This is a genomic window from Lysinibacillus sp. NPDC096418 (assembly GCF_044762775.1).
In the GTDB taxonomy this organism is placed as follows: domain Bacteria; phylum Bacillota; class Bacilli; order Bacillales_A; family Planococcaceae; genus Lysinibacillus.
Window position 1 is genome coordinate 1 of sequence record NZ_JBIWEY010000032.1, and the last position, 25,886, is coordinate 25,886.

The following is a 25,886-nucleotide window of genomic DNA, read 5'->3' on the forward strand; positions in this document are numbered from 1 at the left end:
TAGTCCGTCCTTTAATCTTGAAAGTCTAGTATATAAAAAATACCGGCAGTTAGCACACTCTTTTTCAAGTGTCCTAACTACAGGTACCATATTATTTTGAGGTCTTCTTTTATTTAATACAGTAGCAACATTCTTTTAGAACATAACCTATTATTTAAATTTGTGGCGTGTGAATCATACAATATAGATGCGCATTTTTAGAATGCAGATGATAATAGTTTATTGAAATATTCATGAAGAGTCGGTAGTATGTATTGTTGAGAAACGACTTACATGTAGTGAAAATTACTTTAAGGAAGTGGAATTTATGGCGGAAATCAAATACGAAATCATCGAAACACTAGCAGTCTTATCTGAAAGTAGTAAAGGGTGGAAGAAAGAGCTGAATTTGATCAGTTGGAATGGGCGAGAGCCTAAATATGATTTGCGCGAGTGGTCGGAGGATCATACGAAAATGGGGAAGGGTGTTACGCTTACCCTTGCTGAGTTGCAGACGATGAAAGAATCATTGAATAAATTATAAGACGTCACTTAATAAGTGAATGAGCTGTTGACTGTAATTCATTTGTAAATCACCTTTTATTTTTTCTAAGAGGTGGTTTTTATTTTTGGCGCTGTTAATGCTTATTTACAGGTTAAAAGTTAGATGTGCTATTACATAAAGCACATCTAACGGATTTTATAAATATTGCGTTTTAACTAAACATGCATCAAATGCTCATTTGGTGAAGCTGTTTATCAGTCTATTCTACTAGTTTTCATCAGTAAAATTCAGTGTAACTACCTGAAAAACTGCTAATTCAGGGGTTTTAGATTGTGGACCACCCAAATCTTCTTGGATTTTACAGAGGAAGATATTTTACTGGGCATAACAGAAAATCTAATGATAATACATTTTAGTTGTTGTGATTATGGCCAAGGTAACTTAAAAACCTTGGATTTTCCCACAAAGAAATGAGAAAAAGAGAAGAATAACGAAAAACATGTGTCAATAATTTTAGTATGTGCTTGTATTTTACCAAGGGTGATGACGATCAATATTACGATTAACAACAACATTAAAGTTCATAAAAATAAACAGAATGAATAATTGACAAAAAATGAGAATGGTAGTAATCTAACGTAAAACATACGCTATCGTATTTTATTGGAGAGATGATATGCAATTAACGAGGGAAGATTGGATAAAAGCAGGATTACAACAATTAGCTGATGAAGGGATTCATAAAGTTCGCATTGAAGCACTTGCTCGATTGCTTAAAATAAGCAAAGGAAGCTTTTATCACTATTTTCGTGACCATCAAGAGCTTTTAGATTCTATGCTAGACTTTTGGGAAGTACATGCAACAAAGCTGATTGTTCAAAGTATGGAGCAACAGAATGCCTCTTTAGAACAGCTATTACAGATTAGTTTTAATCGAGATAAAAAAATTGAGAATGGTATTTATACTTGGGCTAAATATGATCCTGTTGTGGCAGCACGTTTAGTAGATGTGGAAGAACAGAGAATTTCTTGTGTTGCAAAATTGTATCAAAAAATGGGCACAGACGAAACTGAATCAATTGATCGAGCGAGACTTGCCTATTTAACGTATGTAGGATGGATGACAAGGTTTGAAGCAAATCCTAATTTTGATATTGATAAAATGGTTGAGCTTTTAACTTCTTTCAGCGGGTGTCCAAACATCCGCTGAAATAGATGAACTTAGGCTAAAAGCGCCGCGTCCTGCAGCAACGCCTAAGTAACCAACATCCTGTTGGCCCAAAGCCTCCGGCGGATGTCACGATAATAAATGTCCCTAATATGGTTATAAAACCAGATGGGACAAAATTTTTACTGCAGCATACGGAGGTGTATGTTTTATTTAATGTTACGAGATTGGAGGCGAATAAATGAAATTACTATTAATATTAGTAGCTGTAGGGCTTTTGTGGTTTATCAGTTTTTTGCATATTTATTGGGCTTTTGGTGGTCGATGGGGTTCTGCGGCTGTTCTCCCAGTAAAAGAGGGAGAACATAGGCCTGCTTTTACTCCGAGAATATGGGGAACATTATTCGTAGCCATTCTTATTCTACTGGCTAGTGTCATTATTATTGTTCAAGTAGGTTATTTGCAGGGGTTCCAACCAAATAGTTTATCTAAAATCGGAAGTATTGTCTGTGCTTTAGTCTTCATTATTAGGGCAATTGGTGATTTTAAGTTTGTTGGATTTTTTAAAAAAATTAAACATTCTATGTTTGCTAGATACGACACTTGGTTCTATAGTCCATTATGTTTATTCTTTGGCTTTGTCTATTTCATGTTGTTGTTTTAATAAGTATAATGAATGCCCTATAAAATAAATTTTATAAAGGAAGAAAACATCTCAAAATGGTGTGACTTTAAATTCTTTATATGCTTCTTATAATATGCACATCTAACTGCAACTTTAAAGCATTCATTAAATGATACTTCTATATTTGAAGTTATTTAAGTTTGATATATTTGGTAATTTTATAAGTATATTCAGGAAACTGCCACGATAATGCCTGCATTGAATCGTTCTTCTCACACTTTAAAAGCGAGTGCCTGTATCTATTACATGTGGATTCAGTTGAGGCAATTAAACAGGCAGTTGAAGAATATATTTACTTTTATAACTATTAACGCTTCCAAAAACGACTCAACCATCTGGCACCGATAGAATATCGACACCAGATGGCTGCTTAGTCTTTTATAGTTGTCTACTTGACAGGGGTAAGACCAATAGAGGGTTATTTATGTTGAACATTTTTAGTATAACATGAAGTGTTTTTTGATTTGAAATGTTTTCCTTGACATTCTATTAGCTAGTTTAGTTGAATAACAACAAACTTTGAGAAAACCGCCTCAAATAAAAATAATATGCTTTTACCAATCAATCTCATCCGGAAAATCAAAATTAAATTTAATTTCAGAAGGATGGCAGTAGTGTTCTTTGGCAGCGGCAGTAACATCTTCTTTGACAATCTCGTATTCGATGTCAGGTTGTGTTATTTTTTTTGCATAGATGCTTAAGTTTTTTAAACGTTTTTCACGCTTCATATCAAGCCATTCATGATTTAGAAGATCAATATATTGAGTGGCAAATCCCTTGAATTGTTTTGACGTTGGATTCATCGATTTTTTCAATGAACTAAATTGTCTAGGTGTTAACGTTTCCTCTAATAAATTAGCAATCAATGATTGGAATCTACGAACTGTCATAACATTCGCATCCCACGCATGTGCTTTTTCACGCTTTATATACAACGAAATAAAGTCTTCTAAAGCAAAAACGTTAAACAGTAGCTCTGGCCACAATGTTTCAAAAGATACATAAAGGTTTTGCTTGGAGCCTACTAATGACATGTAAGCCATTTGTTCATCCTCTAATCCATGAGGCTTAAAAAATGCATTTCTATTTCCCATACGAGCCTGCCGTATATTATAGCAAAGATTGAGAACACGAAGACGCGCTTCGTAATGATCATTCATTGTATCCTCAGTACCAACTATTTTATGTAGTGCATCATATAGATTCTCAAAATCCTCAGTGTCCCCTTTTATTAGTACACCAGTTAAATTGGGTGTGTTTTCTACACATAGCATAATAATTCCCCCCATAGTTGATTTTCTACATTGAATATAACATACAAATGTATACAATAATCAATCTAAACAGTGCCAAAAAATAAGACTAGCCCATTTTCCTTGATGGGCTAGTCTATTGTTTATTTCGTATTTAATTGTAGTGCAGGGCCGAAGAATTCGTAATTAATTTGACTGTTAGGGATATTACATTCATGTAAAGCGTTAATGGCTGCTTCAATAAATGGTGTTGGCCCGCAGATATATACTTGTGTATCTTTTGTTAAGATTGGACGAAGTATATTTGCATCAATGAACTCATTTTTGTCAGAGTATAACACTTTGTGATGTGGATTGCTGTCTTTTTTGAAAGCGCTGAACAATTTCTTTAAACCTGTTGGGCCGTTTAAAGCGTTCATTTTATTTTGGATAGCTTCGTGGAACGCAAGAACATTTTCATTGCGTGCACATTGGATGAATGTCACATTTTCTTTATTTTGTATAGATTGGAACATTGCATTTAACGGTGTTACACCAATCCCGCCACTAATGAATAGTACTGGTGCTTCTGTTGGTTCATATGTGAATACACCTGCTGGAGCACTCACATCAATTGTTGTGCCAATAGCAGCCTCGTGTAGGAAGTTTGATACTTTTCCTTTTGGATTATGCTCGCTTTCACGTTTCACGGAAATTCGGAATTCCTGTGAATTACTTGGTTGTGATAACGTATATTGGCGATTAAGCATGTATTTTTCGCCAGATGCAGTTACACGAATAGATACATATTGACCTGGTTTATACGCTGGTACGGTTGAGCCATCTACTGGTTTTAAATAGAATGATGTAACCTCATCACTTTCTTTTACAGTGCGATCAATTTTGAATTGTTTAAATGCACGCCAACCACCATTTTGTTCGGCAGCTTTATATAAATCTTCTTCTACTGAAATAAAGATATCTGCAATAACGCCATATGCTTTGCCCCATGCATCGATGATTTCGTCTGTTGCTGCATCGCCTAATACTTCTTTAATTGCCGCAAGTAGGTATTGTCCTACGATTGGGTAATGTTCTGGTAAAACGCCAAGACTTACGTGTTTATGTGCAATTTGCACTACTACAGGGACGATAGGTTCTAAGTTTTCAATGTGCTGAGCAGCAGCGTAAACTGTATTTGCTAAAGCGCCTTGTTGGCGACCTTTTGTTTGATTTGTTTGGTTGAAGATATTTAATAGGGATGGATTATCCTTGAATAGGTTGCTATAAAAAGTTTTTGTAATAGCAACTCCATGAACTTCTAATACCGGTACTGTTGATTTAATGACGTTAATTGTGTGTTGATCTAACATGATGGACACGTCCTTTCGTTGTTTTAAATACTATTCCTATATACTAATTAAAACAATATATAAAATACATATTTAACAAAATGGACACAAACATGCATATTAAATACTTCTTTCAGTTAGATACGTATTAGCGTGTTCGTTTAAAAACGTATGTATCACTTGAAAATATGTACTAGAGTGGGAAGCAGTAATGCTAGAAAAAGTGGGGGATTTTCAAAAATGTAGCGAAATATTGTTGCAACAATTGACGTTTAGGGGACAGTGAGAAAATTCTACAGAAGTATATGATCACGTCTTCCCAGTAGAATGTATGGGTATTGATTTAGATGATGAACCGAAAAATGGTGGGGATACTAATATGGTAAAATAAGTAATAAGTTAAATAATTTTGTAATTTACCCGATATATATAAAGATCACAAAGACTACTCGCAGTAAACAAAGGGGGAATATTATGAAAGTGGGTTTGAATGGTCCATCTGTTGCTAGCAGAATACAATTAAACACTATCGACATGTTGAACAAAATCAATAAAGACGCTATTAAAGCAAATGCAGGCGAAAAAAATAGTGCTGGGGTTATTTTTAGCAGTTCACCTTTAAAAAAGAACGTGTCAGACGAGACATTAAAAGATTTTACGAATGATTTAGCTCGATTAAAGTTAAGTCTACAAAATAGTTCCGATCGCAATGCTGACAGTAAATTAATAGACGAGTTTATGGCGAAATATAATGACTTCAAAGAAAAAGGCATATTTGGCGGACAGGCAGACGGTCAAAATGCCAACCAAATTTTTCAGAACAGCTTTTTAGATTTGGTTGATGAAGTTAATGTTAAACTCGTAAATGAGCATTTCCAAAACAATTTTAAGGAAATGAAGGCAAGAGGCGATATGGTAATGTTTCTTGTCAATGCTTTAGACATAAGAAGTGGGGAGGTTCATCATTCTGAGGAGGGCGTTTCCCGAATGATGGCATTATACGAGGAAAAGTTAAAAGCCGGTACGTTAAAATCTGATTATGTTGAAATCCTCGATTTGGACGATTTTAATGTCTATCGCGAAAAAACTAAAAAGGTTATTGAAGAAGCCATCAACGAGCGTGACGCATACGGCGTATTGTTGCAAAAACTTGCCTTATTTAAAAATTCTGTAGTCCAGGATTTCAAAGGGAAATAACACACTGCAATCGATAATCCCAAACATTTGAGAAGTTTTTAAGCTCAAATAGTTTGGGGTTTTTGAATTTGTTATGAAATTTTAAGTCTGTATGTCGATGGAAAGTATCTAGTTTTTACCATTAAAATTATTTTTTAGAAAAATCAACACGTCAAATTAAAAAGATGCTAGAAAATCACTACTGGATTACGTACAGGCTAGAAACGTATTCGCTACAGGTTAAAAAAATACCAGATCATCTGCCCGATTTGGAAAGTTAAAAAGGTAGCAATTTTTCATCAAATAACCAAATGCAGTGCTATGTCTATTTCATTGCTTCTAATAAGAATATTATAAAAATGGAGGAGGTGATCTAATGAAATATAATTACTTTCAAAGAGGGCTAAACGGAGAAACAGGTGCTACAGGAGTAACCAGTTTAACAAATCTCCAAGGACTAGCAGGAGCAGTAGGTTCAACCGGCTTACAAATAATAGACCTGCAAGGAATAACAGGGGCAACGGGTCCAACTGGCCTGCAAGGAATAACAGGGTCAGTGGGTCCAACTGGCTTGCAAGGAATTGCTGGGGTGACAGGTTCAACTGGCCTGCAAGGAGTAGCTGGGGTGACGGGTCCAACCGGTCTGCAAGGAATAACAGGAGTAACGGGCCCAACAGGTCTGCGGGGAATAACGGGAGCAACGGGTCTAACCGGTCTGCAAGGAATAACGGGAGTAACCGGTTCAACAGGTCTGCAAGGAATAACAGGAGTAACGGGCCCAACAGGTCTGCAAGGAATAACAGGAGTAACGGGTCCAACAGGTCTGCAAGGAATAACGGGAGTAACGGGTCCAACCGGTCTGCAGGGAATAACAGGAGCAACAGGTATATCTGGTGCTAAATCAATGGAAATTTATTTTAGTACAGATCAGTCCGTAGGAGACAATGACTTTCTGGGGGTAGGAACTTCAACAGCATCCTTCATTAAAAATACAATAGTAGTGCCCCAAAATGCAGTTATTACAAGTTTTACTTTCAATATACGTAATCATGCCCTAAGTGCAGGCACAACAGCATCAGCACAAATATTTATAAGCACAAATTGTGGTTTTACTGCTCCTATAGCTACTGGAATTATTGCAACTATAATTGGACCAAATTCATCTACAACCCCAAATTGTTGCGCAACAACAACAACAAACTTCTCAGTAAATAGCTATACTCTTCTAGCTGTAAAAATCACAACAACTGGAGGTGCCTTTGCGGATGGAGTATCAGCAACTATTCAATTTATTGTTCATTAAATATAATTACTGAATAAATTGAACATATTGTGCAGTAAAAAAGCCAATTGGCTTATATTCCAATCAGCGTCTGTTTCTTAGTTTTTTTTCCGTTTCAATACCTACACCGAAAACAGCGAATATCATACCAATAAAAAATAGGATTTGAACGAATCTGTCTGCTGTCCAATGCCCCAAAAAGTTCATGAAGACGAAGATGATAGCTAAAATTGTTGAAACAACTTGGGTAATAAAACGTAAATTTCCAGGCATTTGTGTACCTCCAATTTATGTAAATTAAATCGTGCTTTAAGGTTAACATAAACTGGGTGTTAAAACCACTTTTTACTGAACATTTTGAGAAAGTAACGATCATCAGCTATTGCAGTTATACCTTTTTCAGTAAAAATAAAAAAACCGCAGCATACGAGTCGCAGTAAATTCGATCTTGAAAAATTCCCGAAGCAAATACTTAGAGAAATACATGTGGCTTTTGGAACTACGCTTTATTTCATTACGCGCTTGATTTGTTTTAACTCATTTATTAAATAGTCAATCTGCTTCTCCATGTTTTCTGTCTGTTTTGATTGTCCATTCGAGTTTTGAGCACTTTGGTTATTTGATTTTTCTAAAGCCTCTAGTGCAAGACCAGCAGCAACCATTTGTATACCATCACCTAATGTAGAAATTGAAGTGCCGATAAATGCAAGTCTAGCAATATAAATATCTTGTAAGTCGGCGGATTGATTTGAATTTTTTTTACTGTCATTCATTTTTAAGCCCCTCCTTACCAAAAGTAAATGCTCTTAACTGCATAATATGCATTTTTTTACTAAAGGTGATGGCATTATTAGAAATTGAAATTTTTAAAATCAAATGAAAAACCGCAGTATCTATTGCCACTACAGCTTCTAACAGCAAAGGTTTTATCGCATAACCAAGGGGATTTATTCAGTTACCTCTATTTTTAAATGAGTTATTGCGTTACTTTATGCAGAGGTTGCCTCACTTAAAATAAAAAGTACTTGAAATTAAATTAAGCAAAAACATAAGAAAGGGTATCCTCATACTTTAGCTATTAAAAGTGGCTATTCCATTTCTCGTTTTCATACAAAATAATTACAAACGCATGCTTAACATTCAATTCATTTTGTAAATAATTAATAAAAGATTGAAGCATTTCTTCATGGATGTCTTCTTTTTTTAATTAAACGAATACTAATCCTTGAATAACTATCTATTTCGTTTGGAAGGGGAACGATTAAATCTTGTATGCCCTAATTGCAGCCAGTAATATCGGTAGGGCAACAATTAAAGATAAAACTGTTACAGTTAATATAACAATGAATATACTACAACCTTTTACTACTTTATCATTCATCTCTTTCACCCTCAGGAGTGTGATAAATTAATGAGGATAAAGTTGACGGGTATGTGGAGGTCTATGAAAATGAAAAACGAAGAAAATAATACAAATAAATACGTGCCAAAAATAAACTACGATGATACAACTGACTGCGAACATGACATTGAATCTGTTATAGTAGTTGGAAATTCACCTTGCCCTTGCTGCGAATTTATTACAATTCCGAATAATGGCGAAGCCCCTGCTTACATTTGCCCCATATGTTTTTGGGAGATAGATTTGTTTATTCAAAGTAATGTTGAGGCAAGTGACCAAAACCATGGCTTAACATTGACTGAAGCAAGGAAGAATTATCAAAGTTTTGGGGCAGTAATGCCGATGTTAAAGAAGTATTGCAGGGAGCCAAAAGAATATGAATATCCGACTAAATGAGGAAGTAGCTTCTAAGTTAAATGGAGTGGCAGATGGCGGGAGGATCGGCGGGACAGGTGAATCAACCAACGGAAGCGAAGCAAACGAGTTGGTTCACCGCACGCCTCCGGAACGCGTCCGTCTGGAACGGAAATCAATGGTTTTACTCTGTTCAAGAATCGGGCGCAATTGTGGAACAAGCGCTTCTTTTCTTATTGAACTAACAGAGCAGGTTAATTGAATAACAACAATCTTTTCGGAAAAAGCCTTTATCTGAAGGTTGAAATAAATATGATTGAGGGGGAACAAAAGCTAATGAAATTCGAATGGAGAAAGCAAGAGAAGGGATTATATATCCCAAAACAAAAGCCTGAACTTATAACGGTTCCAGAGCAGAAATTTTTTATAATCAAGGGAAAGGGTAATCCAAATGATGCCGAATTCGCTGAAAAGATAGGTGTGCTTTATTCATTAGCCTACGCGGTCAGAATGATGCCGAAGCAAGGCTATACGCCGGAAGGTTATTATGAATATACTGTCTATCCATTAGAAGGGATTTGGGATTTAACAGAAGAGGGAAGGAAATTAAATACATTAAATAAAGATGAATTAGTCTATACAATTATGATCAGACAACCAGATTTTGTAACAAAGGAAGTCGTGGAAAGAGCGTTCGAACATGTAGAAAAAAAGAAACCACATCCATTCTTAAATGATGTAACATTCGGCACGGTGCAAGATGGTTTGTGTGTACAAATACTGCATGTAGGTCCATATGATGATGAACCACAAAGTTTTGGATTAATGAATGAATTTATTACAAATAATAATCTTGAAAGAACGTCATTACGACATCGAGAAATATATCTTTCAGATTTTAGAAAAGTTGAACCAGCAAAATTAAAAACTGTTTTGAGATGTAAGGTAAAGTCAACGGAATAGCGTCAACTCATCCTTTCAATAGAGGATTGAGGTATGGTTGCTTTTATAGACATGACGGGTGCTGTGTGTATGCAGCTGCAATTCTACTTATCGTTACGATTTTATTAAATACAATTACTGTGCTTGTATATAGGAGCAGAACAGCAAAGTATGCTTGTGCTACCGTCGAAGGTAAACTGAAAATAATAAACGTTTAGGAGGTTTCAATGCTTAGACAAAAAATAAATCAAATTTTAGATGAATTACCGGAACAAGAATTAGAAATAGTTTATTCCACTATCGTGTGGATTCAAGAGGAATATGAATACAAGCAAAATTTAATGAACAAGGGTGTTATTCTGGATGATTTTTTTGAAGGGGCGGAAGATATCGTTGAGCTTTGGGAAAATGCATTTGTATCGTCTGTAAATGAGGAAACGAAATTAGAAATCCATTATGAGCAGTTCAAGTGGCATTTGTTTAGCTTTGGCAAACTACCGTGCTTGAAAGAGGAAGCGGCGAGAAACGCTTTTAATCATCAATTAAAAAATGATTTGTATATATTCTATCAGAATGCACCATTCACTTTTATATGTAAAAAAGCAGAATGTGTTGTGGCCAGTGACTTTGATTCGCAACAAGATATTTATATTTGTGACACTAGCTTTACTTGGACATATGTACATACTCATGAAGATATGTGTGGCCCTTATTTTTATACAAGTGAAATGGCCTGTAAATAACCGCTTATGTATAAAAGGGAGACAATAGCCTCCCTTTTAACTCGCAAATGTATCACAGGCGCCCATCACGAAACCGGTTTTATTTTGCACTAAGACTTCTTCCGCCATCATTTTCCCAGCGGTCAATGTCCCATCTATCGGGCATTTCTCCGCCATTAGGTACAGTACCAGTGCTTGCTACAGAAATATTCATAATTCCATCAATGACATGTTATACATCATCCTTTTTAAAATATTTCATTATTATAATATGTATTGTTGTACGTTTTAGTTCATATCGAAAAAAGGCCATTTGATTTAAATGAAGGAAGTTTCTTAATAAGCTAGTAGGGGGAATATGCAAGATAAGTATAGTATTAGAAAGTAATAAGGAGGCAGTATCGTTGTGATTGCGAAATGTGTTAGATTCTCTGAATTTGGTAGTCCAAGTAAAGTATTAAAAGTTGAAAATAAAGGGATAGAACCACCAAAAGATAATGAAGTAATTGTTCGAATGTTAGCTCGACCTATAAATCCATCTGATTTAATCCCAATTAGAGGGGCATATTCGCACCGTATTTCTTTACCGAATATTCCGGGGTATGAAGGAGTAGGTATTGTAGAAGACGTAGGGCCTTTCGTTTCTAAAAAGCTTATAGGAAAACGTGTATTGCCATTACGGGGGGGAGGCACTTGGCAAGAATATGTTAAGACATCTGCGGAGTTTGCCATACCTATACCAGATACTATTGATGATTACACGGCAGCACAAATGTACATCAATCCAATTACAGCGTGGGTGACTTGTACGGAGGTTTTAAAGTTAAGACCGAATGATGTGTTGTTAGTGAATGCGTGTGGTTCTTCTATCGGGCATATTTTTGCTCAATTATCGAGGATACTAGGTTTCCGATTAATTGCTGTCACTAGAAATAATAAATATACAGAAGATTTACTTCAACTTGGCGCATCCTATGTAATAGATACTTCTACTGTACCACTCAATGAAACCGTTATGAAATTAACAGATGGCGCTGGTGCAGATGCTGCTATTGATTCTATTGGTGGTGCAGCAGGAAATGACTTAGCTTTTTGTGTGCGCCCAAATGGCAACTTTTTAACAATCGGCCTTTTGTCAGGAATACAAGTAAATTGGGCAGATATTGTGAAAAGGGCTAAAGTGAATGCAAATATGTTTCATTTGAGACATTGGAATAAAACGGTCTCAGCACAAAAATGGCAAGAAACATTCAATCATTTGATCACCCTAGTAGAAGACAAACAATTAAAGTTAATGACGGTAGCTTCTCAATATGACTTATTAAACGTAAAAGAAGCAGTTGTCGATGTCGAATCTTCAAGAGAGAGCAAAGGGAAAGTATTTTTAACAAGCTACTGAGTTAACGTATGTTTAACTAATGGCGTTTGGATGAATAACAAGTTTGTTGTGCTGTTTAACAATACTGATAAAGGGTTAAAGAAATGAGCAGTGCTACAAGTAAAATATCAGTTTTTATGACCCGTATCCTAAATAAGGGATGTTTTCTCAAAAAGGAGTTAAGTAATCTACACTTAACTCCTTTATTTCTGTCGAGAATCTATATATTTTTTACCCCAATCTTGCATAACAGCTATCACAGGAAGAATTTGTTCACCTAAAGCAGTTAATGTGTACTCTACTTTGAAAGGTAATTCATCAAAAATTTCTTTTTGGATTAAACCATCATCTTCTAATTCTTTTAATTGTTTGGCGAGAATCCCTTTTGAGATTCCAGGAAGAAGCCGTGTTAATTCACCAAATCTTTGTGGTTGAAGTGAAATATACCAGATTAAAAGCGGCTTCCACCTACCTTGAAGTACATTTTGGGTAATGGTCAAAGAACAAATCTCTTCTCGGATTTCTGATGGGGGAAGATTGTCTAGGTTGAAATTGAATTTAGCTATTTTGTTCACCTCGGAATAAATAGTATAAGCTGGTCACAAAAAAGTGACTACTGTTTTTCTAATAGTAATCCCTCTATTATAGACATCATCAATAAAAAAACACATGAAAAGCATTTGTTGGTTAGAGGAGAGATAATATGAAAACAATATTAATTACTGGTGGTACAGATGGAATGGGGAAAGCTTTGGCAATAACACAATTAAAAAATGGACATCGTGTGATTATTGTCGGACGTTCGAAAGATAAAGGTGCCCAATTTATAAATGAAGCGAAGCAATTAAATGCTTCGAATCGCGCTGTTTTTCTTGAAGCCGATTTAAGCCTAATTAGTGAAAATAAAAGAATAATCGAATTTATGGAACAAGAAATGAAAGCATTAGACACGTTAATTTTAACAGCAGCGGATCAATCGTTTCGTCCAAATAAACGAGAAACCAAAGAAGGTTTTGAGTTTACATTTGCTTTATATTATTTAAGTCGTCATGTATTAAGTTATGGTCTAAAAACATTAATGGAAAAATCAAAGGAACCAATTATTATTAACATAAGTGCTCCAGGGTTAAAAGGTGAAGTGAATTGGGATGATATTCAAATGAGCCAAAACTTTGATAGTACTAAAGCGCAGCGGCACGGAAGCCGGTTGAATGATTTGTTAGCTGTTTCATTTGAAGAAAAAAATGAAGCGAAGCATATTAAATACATTTTATTTAACCCGTGGGCTGTTCGAACAACGGGTGCAAATGCTTCAGCAAAAAATAAAATGCAGCAACGAATCAATGCTTTCATTTATAAATTAATTGGGAAATCTCCTGCAGAAGCAATTCTTCCAGTAATTGATTTATTAGATGCCCCACCCAAGGCAACATTAAGTGCATATCTTCAAAGAAAAGAAGTGAATCTGTCGATGCCAACATTTGAAAAGAATAAAGCCGAGCGTTTATTTAATGAAACAAATAGATTAATTTAGTAAAAAAAGGAATGATCAAGTTGTCCGTGGGTTTCCTTCATTATAGGTGTTCATTTCTTTGCCTTAAAAAGTGTATTTAATGATTTTAGCTTATATATCTTAGGGGCTCTACTGATTGGAATTGCAAATATGTCATTATTTTAGTACTTCTAGATTTAAAATGAGTGCCTTTACATTTTTTAATGAAACTTTCTCCAAAATCTACAGATTCTTATTTGTACTCAATACAATGAAACCAAGACCAACGCTACTATAGAGATACATTTCAATTATAGTAAAGAATATTCAAATAGAATAATGACTTAATTTATGATTATTTCTGTTAGTAGAAGTAATACAAATCCTTTTGAGTTGGCTTATTTCTCTACTTTTTATAAAGGATGCTGTCGGTAATATAGTGGGATTAGAAGCACTATACTACCGACAAATCTGATTCATCAAATCCGTACCTCTTCTAGAGCACTTTTGTATCACTATTACGATTATGATGAATTCATGGATACGATGACTGTAACTGTCACACAAGCTAATGAATTGTATACATATTACCTGGGAAATTGGATATGATGTAGATCTACCTTAAGATAAAGTCTTTGCTTTTGTAAAAGAATTTATTTTGCTAAATGCGGTTTGAATATTTGTTTAAATACCAAAGAGGCTTGTTTTGTTGGCAAGCCTTTTTATATTGAATATCTTTCAAACCGTTCTAAGGATGATTACTACTGTTTGTCTGTTCAAGGATTTTTTCTTTCATTTTCTTAACTTCTGATTGGCTATATAGATAAAATAACAGCCAAACTAGTGCGAAAATTACTATATTGACTAGCAGTAATAGGCTTGTTAGTTTTATCGAAAATGTTGGAAGCCATTTTAAAGAAAAGGCGACAGCTATAAAGGTACCTATAGCGATAACAAAGTGGCAAGCACTTTGTTGTAAAAATGTTAAACGCTCTGCTTTATAGATGTATGAAGGAAGTATACAAGCAATGCCAACAATAATTGATTCGAAAACTTGTTGTGGGAAATTAGACATAACAGCTTCTAAAAATAAATCCCCTTTCAACCAATATCCAATTAGATTTACAAAAACAAAAACCGCACATCCCATACTAATACCAAACCATAAATTCTTAAAAAAGTTCATGTATCTATACCCCCAACCGCTCTTTAAATGACTTTTTATGATTCCGAGATATGACTTCTTTTATGCCTAAAGTAAGCTCAATTTCCATTGTGCCATTAAAGGAAGCTTCGATATTTTTTATTTTTCTAGGATTTATGATGGCAGATTTAGAAATTCGGATGAAAGTATCACCTAGTTGCTGTTCTAGCTCGTACAAAGGTTTATTCATAAGTACACGATTACCATCATCGCTGTATAGAACTAATTCTTTGCCTTCCGTCCTAATCACAATTACAGAACTTGGATCGATTATATGTACTTTATTGTTTGCAGTCCCTGTTAAAACCTGTTGTTCTTCTTGTTATAAGAGTGAGATTACAGCTTGAATAGTTGGTGTTAATTTGGATGCGCAGATTGTTATGTAGGGTTCGTCGATTTGTGGATCAATTTTTATGTCTATCTTCACCTTTATCACCTCTCCTTAAAAATATAGCATACATTACCAATTGAATAATGCAGGTTGTCCGTGATAATAGGCTTTTCACCTTTCAATAAAGACATGTTATGGGTAATGTATTGTTGCTAAACTTTGATGTCGTTATATTAGTCCTTATCAAAAGTAAGGAGGCAGTTATTATGAACGAGATTACCACACTAAAAGAGCGAAGAAAGGCAGGATGGATATTAGCAAGCATATCAAGTATGCTTTCAATAAGTGTTATTTTTTGGTATGTAAATAATCCTAAGAAATTTATTGAGAATGGATTGGGCTATTCACAGGATATGTACCTTAACTTTCCTATGTGGTTTTTTACTGCATTCATCGTAATCGGATATATTTCCTATACAATGGTCGCAATTCCTTTCGTGAAAAGCAATTTGTTAACATTTTCTTGGCTTAAATTGATTGGTATTTGGGCTGCTATTGTAAGCGGTATTGTAGAAGAAGTTGTATTTAGACATTTGCTCATGGATTATGTATTATCTATTGGATTTTCAGACTTTTCACAAGTTTTGATCTCAGGATTTGCGTTTGGAATAGTCCATGGCGCATGGGTGTTATTGCGAGGAGAGATAAAAATCGCGCTTCCAGCAATTCTTTCAACGGCAATCTTAGGTTGTCTGCTTGCGATGCTCTATATTTTTACAGGAAGGAGCACTTTTGCACCGATAATTGCGCATATTCTCATCAATATGGTAATAGAGCCATGGCTGATGTTAGCTGCCATATCTGGAAAATGGGTGGCAGATAAAAGTTGAAACTATCTTGGATAAAATTCTTTATTTTTGGGTTTATTTCATTTTTTTAATAAAGATAACCTCAACAAAAAAGATTTGCATAACGACTACTATTGATTGAGAAAGAATATAACAAGGGGGCTAGGTAATGTCAGATATTGTTGTATATGATAAAGCGAAATATCATTACCAAGGTGAATTTCCTAATGATATCTCAACTAATCAAGCGTTTGTGCACACAGGTATGTTCTTAGGTTGGATAATTGATAAAAATTTATTTAGTGAAGAGTTTGAGGAAGAAACACAAACTGAAATAAACAAATTTAAACAACGGGACATTTCTGGAACAGAAATATATAAGCTATGGGATGGCGTCTTAGCAGATGATATGTTAAACGATGAAGGGAATAAATTCGCCACGTGTTACTTCGATTTTGAAACAGGACTCTATTTGAAAGATTATGAAGAAACTTTTCAAAATATAGCCACTCTTTACCATGTAAATGACAACTGGGAAAACTATTTTAAAATAAAAGAGGTTATAGATAGGAGATATAAAGAGTACAAAAACAAATAAAATAAGTATGATGCGGCACGGCACGGAGAATTAATACTTTACGAACGTATTATTCGAATACTGCTCGTTATGGCATAAAGATTATAATCAAATTAGAAACCTTTACCAATCATTTCCGTCTAATTTAGTGATAATGCCATTCGTTATTTTTACAATACAGAGGGGATAGTACGGCTTGGCTACGTTCAGTTTTTTGCGTAAATCATTGTTAGAAAAAATGGGCTATTTCATTTAAAATTCTTAGTACCTAGAAGGGGGAAGTGGGATGGAGAGTTTGAAGAAGAGAAGACTTTTTGTTTATTCAATAGTGGCTACAGCTTTATTGTTAGTTGGAGCCATTACATATGCTATTGTACGGGACGACGATCCATATAAGTATTTCACAGGTATGGGCGAGCAATTTGAAATTTCACCTGACGATAAACAATTTCTTTTTTCCTATTACGTGGATGGTAAAAAGGGAATCTATAGTGCGAATGTGGACGGCTCAGATGTTAAGCAAATTACTAGTTCTGACACGGAAAGACATAATGCTCCGAAATATTCCAGTGATGGAACTAAAATATTATTTTTGTCCGAAAATTCAGGTAGGGTAAACTCGCTTTATGTAGCAAATGCAGATGGAAGTCAGCAGAAACCACTAACCTCAAACAACGTTCATGTTTCTGAAGCGGTTTTCTCATCTACAGGAGAAACCATCTATTATATAGGTGAGCCCGCGGAGAATTTAAAAAAATCAGAGGGTGAAATGACAGAGGGGTCTTATTTGTATAGCATTAATATCAATGGTGAAAATAGTGAGAAATTGACTTCAAAAGATTATTTTTACATGAATTCACTTTCGATTTCAGCTGATGGAAAAACATTATATTATAGCTTGTTCGATGGTCATAAAGACAAAGTTACTTCGTTTTCACTTGAAAACAGTGAGGAAAAACAAGCGTCAATAACGGATGTGCTCCCAAAGGATAGCTACAATTATCAACTATCACCAAATGAGGATAAATTGGCTTACACCGCAGTTTCAGAAGAATCACAAGATACCTCTCTTTTTAAATATGAGTTATTTGTTATGGATATCGAACAGCGGCAACCGAAAAGATTGACACATTTTAATTCATCTGTAGATTCACCGAGATTTTTCAATGATGCAAATCAAATAGCATTTTTAGAACATACGAATTGGCCAACTGACCCTGCTAAAAATGATCTATATGTATTAGACCTTGGCACTGAAGATATACATCCTGTTGAATTAGGGTTGTCAAAACAAGTTTCTAGTCATTGGTTTATAGCAGGAATTAACAAGCTCGTAAACGGGTATACAATTGCGGCTTTATATATAATCATGATGGGTTTATTAATTACCTATCTACAGCAATATCATTCTAAAAGAAAAAGTTATATGCCCGCTATTGCCAGTCTATTTCTTACAGTTCTCGTATTTATCATTAGTATTATTGGGGTCGTTATGGTGGATCCTTGGCTCGGAATTGGGCTTGGAATGCTAGCGATAGCTTTATTGGGATGTACGGCCATAGTTTTTGGTTATGCACTTGTTTTAAACTTTGTCATAAAAAGAAATTAATATATTTATTTATTGAATACGAGGATGTATTGTGATGAAAATAAGAATGTTCTCAGTCCTTGCAGGGGTGCTGCTTGTAGCCGCTTGTGGTCAAGAAGCACTTTTATCAAACAGAGGGTAGGGGATTAATGAGTCTATCGGAGTAGAAGTCTATGTATTAGATATTCCTAATGAATTGCTGAATAGGTTAATACTTAAGTAAATCGCTCATGGTAGCTTATAGAACGCTCGGGTAAGTAATGTAGTCGCTCAAGTCCGCCTATAGAACGCTTGGGTAAGTCATGAAATCGCTCATGGTAGCTTATAGAACGCTCGGGTAAGTAATGTAGTCGCTTAAGTCCGCCTATAGAACGCTCGGGTAAGTAATGTAGTCGCTCAAGTCCGCCTATAGAACGCTCGGGTAAGTAATGTAGTCGCTCAAGTTCGCCTATAGAACGCTCGGGTAAGTAATGTACTCGCTCATGTCAGCCTAGCGAACGCTCGGGTAAGTAATGTACTCGCTCAAGTCTGCCTATAGAACGCTCGAGTGAGTCATGTACTCGCTCGGCATCTTCCAAGGGAATTGCGATATTGTCTGATACAGTTGTGTTAGGGGAAGTGAAAATTTCTCCAGTTGACCGGGAAGCGTTCATTCAAGAACTTGAAAGACGTATAAAACAAAGCAAAAACTAGTGCAAAATAAATAGCCGTATATTTCGATTTTTTAATCGGATATGCGGCTTTTTCATTTGATTGTTTATTATACGGGAATACTATGTCTCAACCAGCCTGTTAACGGGAAGAGAGTATAAATAAGTGATGGAAAGTATGATAACAAAAAATAGTGAACCTGTCATAAAACTAACAGGTTCACTATCGTTGGAACAAGTCTTGTTATACCCAACATGTATGTGATCGTGGATATACAATTTAGGCAAAGGTATTCTTTTATAAGAAATTACTTGATTTGTAATTCTACAGCAGAGGGGTTTTTACTGTTTTTTGAAATTTTGATACCTGAGCTGCCATTTTTTTGAGTAATCTCAAAAATAACCTGACCTTTTACATTTGATACGTCTATTCTATAGACTTTCTCTGTTTCAGGCTCCAGTGTATCTATTTTTGTAAGTTGGTTATCTACATAAACAGGCAATGATTCTTTTGTTGAGGAATTTTTACTGTATGCATTTATAGTGATTTGTCGACTAAGTTTTTGGTTTTTATTTTTAACTTTCACATATAGACTATCGCTATCTTCCTGCGTGGGAATCGTACAGCGTGAGACACTTGTGTTAGACATGTAGTCTCCTCCAATTCTTTTGTTTTTTAATCTTTTTTGAGAGATTTAATAGCATCTAGGATAGCTTTACGATTACTATTTTCTCCTTTTAATAATTCATTCATCATATTAGTGAATTTTGAAACTAGGGGTTCTACATTTTCTGAATTCTTGTTACCCATTAAGCTTTCCATCATAATAAGTGTAGATAGAGTCATAGCCATATACCCAGCACTGTTATCGGATACGTTGATGACAGTATTGTTTCCGTTTGTAAAAGTATTGTGTCCAGAGTCAGCAGTAGAGTCAGTGTCAGCAGTAGCAGTAGAATCGGCATCAGCAGTAGAATCGGCATCGGCAGTAGAGTCAGCATCGGCAGTAGAGTCAGCATCGGCAGTAGAGTCAGCATCAGCAGTAGAGTCAGCGTCGGCAGTAGAGTCAGCATCAGCAGTAGAGTCAGCGTCGGCAGTAGAGTCAGCATCGGCAGTAGAGTCAGCGTCGGCAGTAGCATCAGCATCAGCAGTAGAATCAGCGTCAGCAGTAGAGTCAGCGTCGGCAGTAGAGTCAGCATCAGCAGTAGAGTCAGCGTCGGCAGTAGCATCAGCATCAGCAGTAGCATCAGCGTCGGCAGTAGCATCAGCGTCGGCAGTAGCATCTGCATCAGCAGTAGAGTCAGCGTCGGCAGTAGAGTCAGCATCAGCAGTAGAGTCAGCGTCGGCAGTAGAGTCAGCATCGGCAGTAGAGTCAGCATCGGCAGTAGAGTCAGCGTCGGCAGTAGCATCAGCATCAGCAGTAGAGTCAGCGTCGGCAGTAGAATCAGCGTCAGCAGTAGAGTCAGCGTCGGCAGTAGCGTCTGCATCAGCAGTAGAGTCAGCGTCGGCAGTAGCGTCGGCATCGGCAGTAGCATCTGCGTCAGCAGTAGAGTCAGCGTCAGCAGTAGAGTCGGCATCGGCAGTAGAGTCAGCGTCAGCAGTAGAATCGGCATCGGCAGTAGAGTCAGCATCAGCAGTAGAATCGGCATCGGCAGTAGAGTCAGCATCAGCAGTAGAGTCAGCATCGGCAGTAGAGTCAGCATCGGCAGTAGAGTCAGCATCGGCAGTAGAGTCAGCATCGGCAGTAGAGTCAGCGTCGGCAGTAGAGTCAGCATCAGCAGTAGAGTCAGCGTCGGCAGTAGAGTCAGCATCAGCAGTAGAGTCAGCGTCGGCAGTAGAGTCAGCATCAGCAGTAGAGTCAGCATCAGCAGTAGAATCCGCATCGGCAGTAGAATCCGCGTCGGCAGTAGCATCAGCATCAGCAGTAGAGTCAGCGTCGGCAGTAGCGTCCGCATCGGCAGTAGAGTCAGCGTCGGCAGTAGCGTCCGCATCGGCAGTAGAGTCAGCGTCGGCAGTAGCGTCCGCATCGGCAGTAGAGTCAGCGTCGGCAGTAGCGTCTGCATCGGCAGTAGAGTCAGCGTCGGCAGTAGCGTCCGCATCAGCAGTAGAGTCAGCGTCGGCAGTAGAGTCCGCATCAGCAGTAGAGTCAGCGTCGGCAGTAGCATCGGCATCAGCAGTAGAGTCAGCATCAGCAGTAGAATCCGCGTCGGCAGTAGCATCGGCATCAGCAGTAGAGTCAGCGTCGGCAGTAGCATCAGCATCAGCAGTAGAGTCAGCGTCGGCAGTAGAGTCAGTGTCAGCAGTAGCAGTAGAATCCGCATCAGCAGTAGAGTCAGCGTCAGCAGTAGCGTCCGCATCGGCAGTAGAGTCAGTGTCAGCAGTAGCAGTAGAATCCGCATCAGCAGTAGAGTCAGCGTCGGCAGTAGCGTCAGCATCAGCAGTGGAGTCAGCGTCAGCAGTAGAATCCGCATCAGCAGTAGAGTCAGCGTCGGCAGTAGCGTCCGCATCAGCAGTAGAGTCAGCGTCGGCAGTAGCGTCAGCATCGGCAGTAGAGTCAGCGTCAGCAGTAGCGTCAGCATCGGCAGTAGAGTCAGTGTCAGCAGTAGCAGTAGAATCCGCATCAGCAGTAGAGTCGGCGTCGGCAGTAGCGTCCGCATCGGCAGTAGAGTCAGTGTCAGCAGTAGCAGTAGAATCCGCATCAGCAGTAGAGTCAGCGTCGGCAGTAGCGTCCGCATCGGCAGTAGAGTCAGAGTCAGCAGTAGCGTCCGCATCGGCAGTAGAGTCAGTGTCAGCAGTAGCAGTAGAATCCGCATCAGCAGTAGAGTCGGCGTCGGCAGTAGCGTCCGCATCTGCAGTAGAGTCAGTGTCAGCAGTAGCAGTAGCATCAGCATCAGCAGTAGAGTCAGCGTCGGCAGTAGCGTCCGCATCGGCAGTAGAGTCAGCGTCAGCAGTAGCGTCCGCATCGGCAGTAGAGTCAGTGTCAGCAGTAGCAGTAGCATCAGCATCAGCAGTAGAGTCAGCGTCGGCAGTAGCGTCCGCATCAGCAGTGGAGTCAGCGTCAGCAGTAGCGTCTGCATCAGCAGTGGAGTCAGCGTCAGCAGTAGCATCAGCATCAGCATCAGCAGTAGAGTCAGCGTCGGCAGTAGCGTCCGCATCAGCAGTAGAGTCAGCATCAGCAGTAGAGTCAGCGTCGGCAGTAGCGTCCGCATCGGCAGTAGAGTCAGCGTCAGCAGTAGCGTCCGCATCGGCAGTAGAATCCGCATCAGCAGTAGAGTCCGCATCGGCAGTAGAGTCAGCGTCAGCAGTAGCGTCCGCATCGGCAGTAGAGTCAGTGTCAGCAGTAGCAGTAGAATCCGCATCAGCAGTAGAGTCAGCATCGGCAGTAGCGTCCGCATCGGCAGTAGAGTCAGCGTCAGCAGTAGCGTCCGCATCGGCAGTAGAGTCAGTGTCAGCAGTAGCAGTAGAATCCGCATCAGCAGTAGAGTCAGTGTCAGCAGTAGCAGTAGAATCCGCATCAGCAGTAGAGTCAGCGTCGGCAGTAGCGTCCGCATCAGCAGTGGAGTCAGCGTCAGCAGTAGCGTCTGCATCAGCAGTGGAGTCAGCGTCAGCAGTAGCATCAGCATCAGCATCAGCAGTAGAGTCAGCGTCGGCAGTAGCGTCCGCATCAGCAGTAGAGTCAGCGTCGGCAGTAGCGTCCGCATCGGCAGTAGAGTCCGCATCGGCAGTAGAGTCAGAGTCAGCAGTAGCGTCCGCATCGGCAGTAGAATCCGCATCAGCAGTAGAGTCAGTGTCAGCCGTAGCAGTAGAATCCGCATCAGCAGTAGAGTCAGCGTCAGCAGTAGCATCTGCATCAGCAGTAGAGTCAGCGTCAGCAGTAGCATCAGCATCAGCAGTAGAGTCAGCGTCAGCAGTAGCGTCCGCATCGGCAGTAGCGTCCGCATCAGCAGTAGAATCCGCGTCGGCAGTAGCGTCGGCATCAGCCGTAGAGTCAGTGTCAGCCGTAGCAGTAGAATCCGCATCAGCAGTAGAGTCAGCGTCAGCAGTAGAGTCAGCGTCAGCAGTAGCATCAGCATCAGCAGTAGCATCAGCATCAGCAGTAGAGTCAGCGTCGGCAGTAGAGTCAGCGTCGGCAGTAGCGTCCGCATCGGCAGTAGAATCAGCATCAGCAGTAGAGTCAGTGTCAGCCGTAGCAGTAGAATCCGCATCAGCAGTAGAGTCAGCGTCAGCAGTAGCATCAGCATCAGCAGTAGAGTCAGCGTCGGCAGTAGCGTCAGCATCAGCAGTAGAATCCGCGTCGGCAGTAGCGTCGGCATCAGCAGTAGAGTCAGTGTCAGCCGTAGCAGTAGAATCCGCATCAGCAGTAGAGTCAGCGTCAGCAGTAGAATCCGCATCAGCAGTAGAGTCAGCGTCGGCAGTAGCGTCAGCATCAGCAGTAGAATCAGCGTCGGCAGTAGCGTCGGCATCAGCAGTAGAGTCAGTGTCAGCCGTAGCAGTAGAATCCGCATCAGCAGTAGAGTCAGCGTCAGCAGTAGCATCTGCATCAGCAGTAGAGTCAGCGTCGGCAGTAGCGTCAGCATCAGCAGTAGAGTCAGTGTCAGCCGTAGCAGTAGAATCGGCATCAGCAGTAGAGTCAGCGTCAGCAGTAGAGTCAGCGTCAGCAGTAGAGTCAGCGTCGGCAGTAGCGTCAGCATCAGCAGTAGAATCAGCGTCGGCAGTAGCGTCGGCATCGGCAGTAGCAGTAGAATCCGCATCAGCAGTAGAGTCAGCGTCAGCAGTAGCATCAGCATCAGCAGTAGAGTCAGTGTCAGCCGTAGCAGTAGAATCTGCATCAGCAGTAGAGTCAGCGTCAGCAGTAGAGTCAGCGTCGGCAGTAGAGTCAGCGTCGGCAGTAGCGTCAGCATCAGCAGTAGAATCAGCGTCGGCAGTAGCGTCAGCAGTAGCGTCAGCAGTAGCGTCCGCGTCGGCAGTAGCGTCCGCGTCGGCAGTAGCGTCCGCGTCAGCAGTAGAATCAGCTGTAGCAGTAGCGTCAGCATCTATAGTAGAGCGAACTTCAGAAGTAGAATCGGCATCAGCACAAGCCTGAGCATCAGATGATGTTTTTAGGTTTAATTCCTCCTCATCCTCCTTGATCCACGGATTCCAAGCATTGCATCGCTTACATTTTTTACTATTATCTTTACTTCTGGTCTTACAATATCTACATTTCCAATTACTCATTTAGTAGTTTCTCCTTTCTAAATTAATGGTCAAGATGAAATTATATATCTTGCCTCTATAGCATATGAGTTTGTAAATTATTGTTCTAGTTAGTTTGACTACATCAATAATTTAATTGTTTATAGTACAAACGCTTGTTTTTAGGTGTATAAGCCTGTTACGATCGGCTTTGAAATTGTAATGGTGACGAATGGTCAGTAGTAATTTTATTCAACAAATCTGTCAGTTAGTTGAACAAGAAATTGGATTTGCTCCATGAGATATCAATCTTGCGATAGTTAAAGTTTTCTCTACCGCCGCAGCATTATAAATAGCTACATTTACTGAGTATCCCACGATAAAACCTCCTTTCCACACCCCATAATATGCATTGTTGTGGAAAGGAGAGGTGTTATCTATCCAATCAATAGTTGCTTTTATTTAGAAAATATAAAAATTTATCAATCCACATTTGCACAGTTAATGGTTGTAGAAAAGATTTAAATATAAAAAAGTTAAAAAATAGGTATACGACAGGAACATAAAGATAGGTTTTACATATGTATGAATGATTTAAGGATTATCGTAAAATCGGGGTACAAATAACTTACCTCGGCCACTATCAATCTATAAATTGAATAATAAAATAGCCAGCCAGATTTCTGGCTGACCTTATAATATGAACGAAGGGTATTTGTTGAACAGGGAACTGACATAGGTAAGTGATTTTTTATTTATTGAAGTTACTTATCGTTGTAAATCCGCATTTTTCTGATGCTATTCTTAAATAAACTGCCTTAAAAAAAGCTCATTTTTATCGATGAAGCCTTTTTAGGTTTTCATAGACTGTATACAATGTCAAACTTCTATTCCAGCAATCCCGAATCCGCCAGGGCCAGAGTGAGTAGAAATCATAGCACCGGCTTGAATCCACGTTATATTGTCGAATCCAGTTTCATTTGCAATTTCATTTATTCGTTGCTTGATCATTTCACTGAGTCCGATTGAGTAGATAAGATAAATTTGTTGTTTATCAATGTCATATTGATTTAAATAATCACGCATTAATTTTTCAGCAACAGTGCTCATATTTCCACGATATTTTCTAGTTGAAACAAGCTTTCCTTCTACTAATTCAATACATGGTTTTATTTTCAACAAAGCACCACCGAGATAAGCAAGATTACTTACTCGTCCACCGGCTCTTAAAAAATCTAAGCTGCCAGGAATGAAAGCAAGCCTAGATTTGGGAATCTTTGCTTCGATTTTTTCTATTAAATGAACAGGATCAATCAAAGGCTCTTTTTCTAGCAAAGTAACGGCATACATCACAACTGCAGTTAACCCACCTGTAACGTTTAAAGCATCAATTAAAAAAAGATCCGTAAAATCTTCCGCAGCAATTAACGCATTTTGAAAGGAAGCAGATGCCTTTGACGTATAACCAATATGTATAATGATGCTATCAGGAAAATCTGTTCTAATTTTCTTAAAGAGCTCATGATACTCATGGACATTAGTGGCAGAAGTAGATGGTATCTTTTTAGTGCGATCATAAAAATCATAAATTTCATTTACAGATAGATGACCATCTAAATAATCCTGACCATCCATGATTACGTGCATCGGTACCACTTGTACATTATGTTTGTCCGCTAAAACTTCTGGCAAATCTGCACCACTCTCAGTCGAAAAAATAATTCTTCTCAATATAAATCTCCTCCAGCCTACATTTTATTAGTGCTTAGCTTTTAAAATTCACTTTAACTATACATTAAAATTGTGGTTTATATGTTGGTAATTATATAATTTGTAAAGTAAT

At 38.4% G+C, this 25,886-nt stretch carries 25 protein-coding genes and 1 pseudogene; 14 read left to right on the forward strand and 12 right to left on the reverse strand.

What is annotated here, in order from left to right; genetic code table 11:
* The first annotated feature begins 307 nt into the window (after positions 1 to 307).
* The 4 genes and pseudogenes from ACIQZG_RS19030 to ACIQZG_RS19045 form a co-directional block, all read left to right on the forward strand.
* The gene (locus tag ACIQZG_RS19030) at positions 308 to 523 is read left to right on the forward strand and encodes a YdbC family protein (protein WP_402757044.1); all 216 of its coding nucleotides are present in this window, start codon (positions 308 to 310) and stop codon (positions 521 to 523) included.
* Positions 524 to 1,160: 637 nt separating this feature from the next.
* The gene (locus ACIQZG_RS19035; protein WP_402757045.1) at positions 1,161 to 1,694 is read left to right on the forward strand and encodes a TetR/AcrR family transcriptional regulator; all 534 of its coding nucleotides are present in this window, start codon (positions 1,161 to 1,163) and stop codon (positions 1,692 to 1,694) included.
* A 199-nt stretch (positions 1,695 to 1,893) separates the two neighbouring features.
* Positions 1,894 to 2,316, forward strand: a complete 423-nt coding sequence (locus tag ACIQZG_RS19040) for a DUF3995 domain-containing protein (RefSeq protein WP_402757046.1) — start codon at positions 1,894 to 1,896, stop codon at positions 2,314 to 2,316.
* Between the two features lie 194 nt (positions 2,317 to 2,510).
* A pseudogene (locus ACIQZG_RS19045) lies at positions 2,511 to 2,711 on the forward strand (IS3 family transposase); the annotation flags it as partial.
* A 180-nt stretch (positions 2,712 to 2,891) separates the two neighbouring features.
* On the opposite strand, the gene ACIQZG_RS19050 reads toward ACIQZG_RS19045, so the two are convergent.
* Together ACIQZG_RS19050 and hmpA are read right to left on the reverse strand one after the other, a co-directional pair.
* Positions 2,892 to 3,611: a DUF6904 family protein gene (locus ACIQZG_RS19050; RefSeq protein ID WP_402757047.1), complete on the reverse strand. Its 720-nt coding sequence runs from the start codon at positions 3,609 to 3,611 to the stop codon at positions 2,892 to 2,894.
* Positions 3,612 to 3,733: 122 nt separating this feature from the next.
* On the reverse strand, positions 3,734 to 4,942 hold the full coding sequence (hmpA, locus tag ACIQZG_RS19055; RefSeq protein ID WP_402757048.1) for an NO-inducible flavohemoprotein: 1,209 nt from the start codon (positions 4,940 to 4,942) through the stop codon (positions 3,734 to 3,736).
* Between the two features lie 453 nt (positions 4,943 to 5,395).
* Between hmpA and ACIQZG_RS19060 the strand changes: the two genes are divergently transcribed.
* Both ACIQZG_RS19060 and ACIQZG_RS19065 read left to right on the forward strand, forming a co-directional pair.
* Positions 5,396 to 6,118 (forward strand): hypothetical protein, encoded by a 723-nt coding sequence (locus ACIQZG_RS19060; protein ID WP_402757049.1) that lies wholly within the window; start codon positions 5,396 to 5,398, stop codon positions 6,116 to 6,118.
* Positions 6,119 to 6,473: 355 nt separating this feature from the next.
* A complete protein-coding gene (locus ACIQZG_RS19065) occupies positions 6,474 to 7,400 on the forward strand; it encodes a collagen-like protein (RefSeq protein ID WP_402757050.1) in 927 nt (308 codons plus the stop codon).
* A 63-nt stretch (positions 7,401 to 7,463) separates the two neighbouring features.
* Here the strand turns inward: ACIQZG_RS19065 and ACIQZG_RS19070 are convergent, their stop codons facing one another.
* From ACIQZG_RS19070 to ACIQZG_RS19080, 3 genes are all read right to left on the reverse strand, one after another.
* Entirely contained in the window at positions 7,464 to 7,652 is a 189-nt protein-coding gene (locus ACIQZG_RS19070) for a hypothetical protein (RefSeq protein WP_402757051.1), read from the reverse strand.
* A 233-nt stretch (positions 7,653 to 7,885) separates the two neighbouring features.
* Positions 7,886 to 8,152, reverse strand: coding sequence for a translation initiation factor 2 (locus tag ACIQZG_RS19075; protein WP_402757052.1), 267 nt, complete (start codon positions 8,150 to 8,152; stop codon positions 7,886 to 7,888).
* Positions 8,145 to 8,282 carry a hypothetical protein gene (locus tag ACIQZG_RS19080; protein WP_402757053.1) on the reverse strand — a complete coding sequence of 46 codons (138 nt, stop codon included), beginning with the start codon at positions 8,280 to 8,282 and terminating at the stop codon, positions 8,145 to 8,147. Before ACIQZG_RS19080 ends, ACIQZG_RS19075 begins: the two co-directional genes overlap by 8 nt.
* Positions 8,283 to 8,829: 547 nt before the next feature.
* Here ACIQZG_RS19080 and ACIQZG_RS19085 point away from each other — a divergent pair.
* The 4 genes from ACIQZG_RS19085 (at position 8,830) to ACIQZG_RS19100 (ending at position 12,198) form a co-directional block, all read left to right on the forward strand.
* Complete coding sequence (locus ACIQZG_RS19085; RefSeq protein ID WP_402757054.1) at positions 8,830 to 9,177, forward strand: CPCC family cysteine-rich protein; 348 nt, start codon at positions 8,830 to 8,832, stop codon at positions 9,175 to 9,177.
* 294 nt (positions 9,178 to 9,471) lie between these two features.
* A complete protein-coding gene (locus ACIQZG_RS19090; protein WP_402757055.1) occupies positions 9,472 to 10,098 on the forward strand; it encodes a GyrI-like domain-containing protein in 627 nt (208 codons plus the stop codon).
* A 206-nt stretch (positions 10,099 to 10,304) separates the two neighbouring features.
* A complete protein-coding gene (locus ACIQZG_RS19095; protein ID WP_402757056.1) occupies positions 10,305 to 10,820 on the forward strand; it encodes a DUF4275 family protein in 516 nt (171 codons plus the stop codon).
* 385 nt (positions 10,821 to 11,205) lie between these two features.
* Positions 11,206 to 12,198, forward strand: a complete 993-nt coding sequence (locus tag ACIQZG_RS19100) for a zinc-dependent alcohol dehydrogenase family protein (protein ID WP_402757057.1) — start codon at positions 11,206 to 11,208, stop codon at positions 12,196 to 12,198.
* A gap of 182 nt (positions 12,199 to 12,380) precedes the next feature.
* Here the strand turns inward: ACIQZG_RS19100 and ACIQZG_RS19105 are convergent, their stop codons facing one another.
* Positions 12,381 to 12,752 (reverse strand): winged helix-turn-helix transcriptional regulator, encoded by a 372-nt coding sequence (locus ACIQZG_RS19105; RefSeq protein WP_402757058.1) that lies wholly within the window; start codon positions 12,750 to 12,752, stop codon positions 12,381 to 12,383.
* A 128-nt stretch (positions 12,753 to 12,880) separates the two neighbouring features.
* Between ACIQZG_RS19105 and ACIQZG_RS19110 the strand changes: the two genes are divergently transcribed.
* The gene (locus tag ACIQZG_RS19110) at positions 12,881 to 13,711 is read left to right on the forward strand and encodes an SDR family NAD(P)-dependent oxidoreductase (protein ID WP_402757059.1); all 831 of its coding nucleotides are present in this window, start codon (positions 12,881 to 12,883) and stop codon (positions 13,709 to 13,711) included.
* A gap of 706 nt (positions 13,712 to 14,417) precedes the next feature.
* Here ACIQZG_RS19110 and ACIQZG_RS19115 read toward each other — a convergent pair.
* Both ACIQZG_RS19115 and ACIQZG_RS19120 read right to left on the reverse strand, forming a co-directional pair.
* Entirely contained in the window at positions 14,418 to 14,855 is a 438-nt protein-coding gene (locus ACIQZG_RS19115) for a DUF3021 domain-containing protein (protein WP_402757060.1), read from the reverse strand.
* A gap of 4 nt (positions 14,856 to 14,859) precedes the next feature.
* Entirely contained in the window at positions 14,860 to 15,147 is a 288-nt protein-coding gene (locus ACIQZG_RS19120; protein WP_402757102.1) for a LytTR family DNA-binding domain-containing protein, read from the reverse strand.
* Positions 15,148 to 15,470: 323 nt separating this feature from the next.
* On the opposite strand from ACIQZG_RS19120, the gene ACIQZG_RS19125 reads away from it, so the two are divergent.
* The 3 genes from ACIQZG_RS19125 to ACIQZG_RS19135 all read left to right on the forward strand — a co-directional run bounded on the left by ACIQZG_RS19125 (position 15,471) and on the right by ACIQZG_RS19135 (position 18,238).
* Positions 15,471 to 16,094: a CPBP family intramembrane glutamic endopeptidase gene (locus tag ACIQZG_RS19125; RefSeq protein ID WP_402757061.1), complete on the forward strand. Its 624-nt coding sequence runs from the start codon at positions 15,471 to 15,473 to the stop codon at positions 16,092 to 16,094.
* A gap of 127 nt (positions 16,095 to 16,221) precedes the next feature.
* Positions 16,222 to 16,650: a DUF7832 domain-containing protein gene (locus tag ACIQZG_RS19130; protein WP_402757062.1), complete on the forward strand. Its 429-nt coding sequence runs from the start codon at positions 16,222 to 16,224 to the stop codon at positions 16,648 to 16,650.
* Between the two features lie 265 nt (positions 16,651 to 16,915).
* Entirely contained in the window at positions 16,916 to 18,238 is a 1,323-nt protein-coding gene (locus ACIQZG_RS19135) for a DPP IV N-terminal domain-containing protein (RefSeq protein ID WP_402757063.1), read from the forward strand.
* A gap of 937 nt (positions 18,239 to 19,175) precedes the next feature.
* Here the strand turns inward: ACIQZG_RS19135 and ACIQZG_RS19140 are convergent.
* The 4 genes from ACIQZG_RS19140 to ACIQZG_RS19155 all read right to left on the reverse strand — a co-directional run bounded on the left by ACIQZG_RS19140 (position 19,176) and on the right by ACIQZG_RS19155 (position 25,774).
* A complete protein-coding gene (locus ACIQZG_RS19140) occupies positions 19,176 to 19,517 on the reverse strand; it encodes a hypothetical protein (RefSeq protein WP_402757064.1) in 342 nt (113 codons plus the stop codon).
* A 26-nt stretch (positions 19,518 to 19,543) separates the two neighbouring features.
* Entirely contained in the window at positions 19,544 to 19,720 is a 177-nt protein-coding gene (locus tag ACIQZG_RS19145) for a hypothetical protein (protein ID WP_402757065.1), read from the reverse strand.
* Entirely contained in the window at positions 19,711 to 23,901 is a 4,191-nt protein-coding gene (locus ACIQZG_RS19150; RefSeq protein WP_402757066.1) for a hypothetical protein, read from the reverse strand. The genes ACIQZG_RS19145 and ACIQZG_RS19150 overlap by 10 nt, the downstream gene beginning before the upstream one ends.
* A 1,021-nt stretch (positions 23,902 to 24,922) precedes the next feature.
* Positions 24,923 to 25,774 (reverse strand): DegV family protein, encoded by an 852-nt coding sequence (locus ACIQZG_RS19155; RefSeq protein WP_402757067.1) that lies wholly within the window; start codon positions 25,772 to 25,774, stop codon positions 24,923 to 24,925.
* Between the last annotated feature and the right edge of the window lie 112 nt (positions 25,775 to 25,886).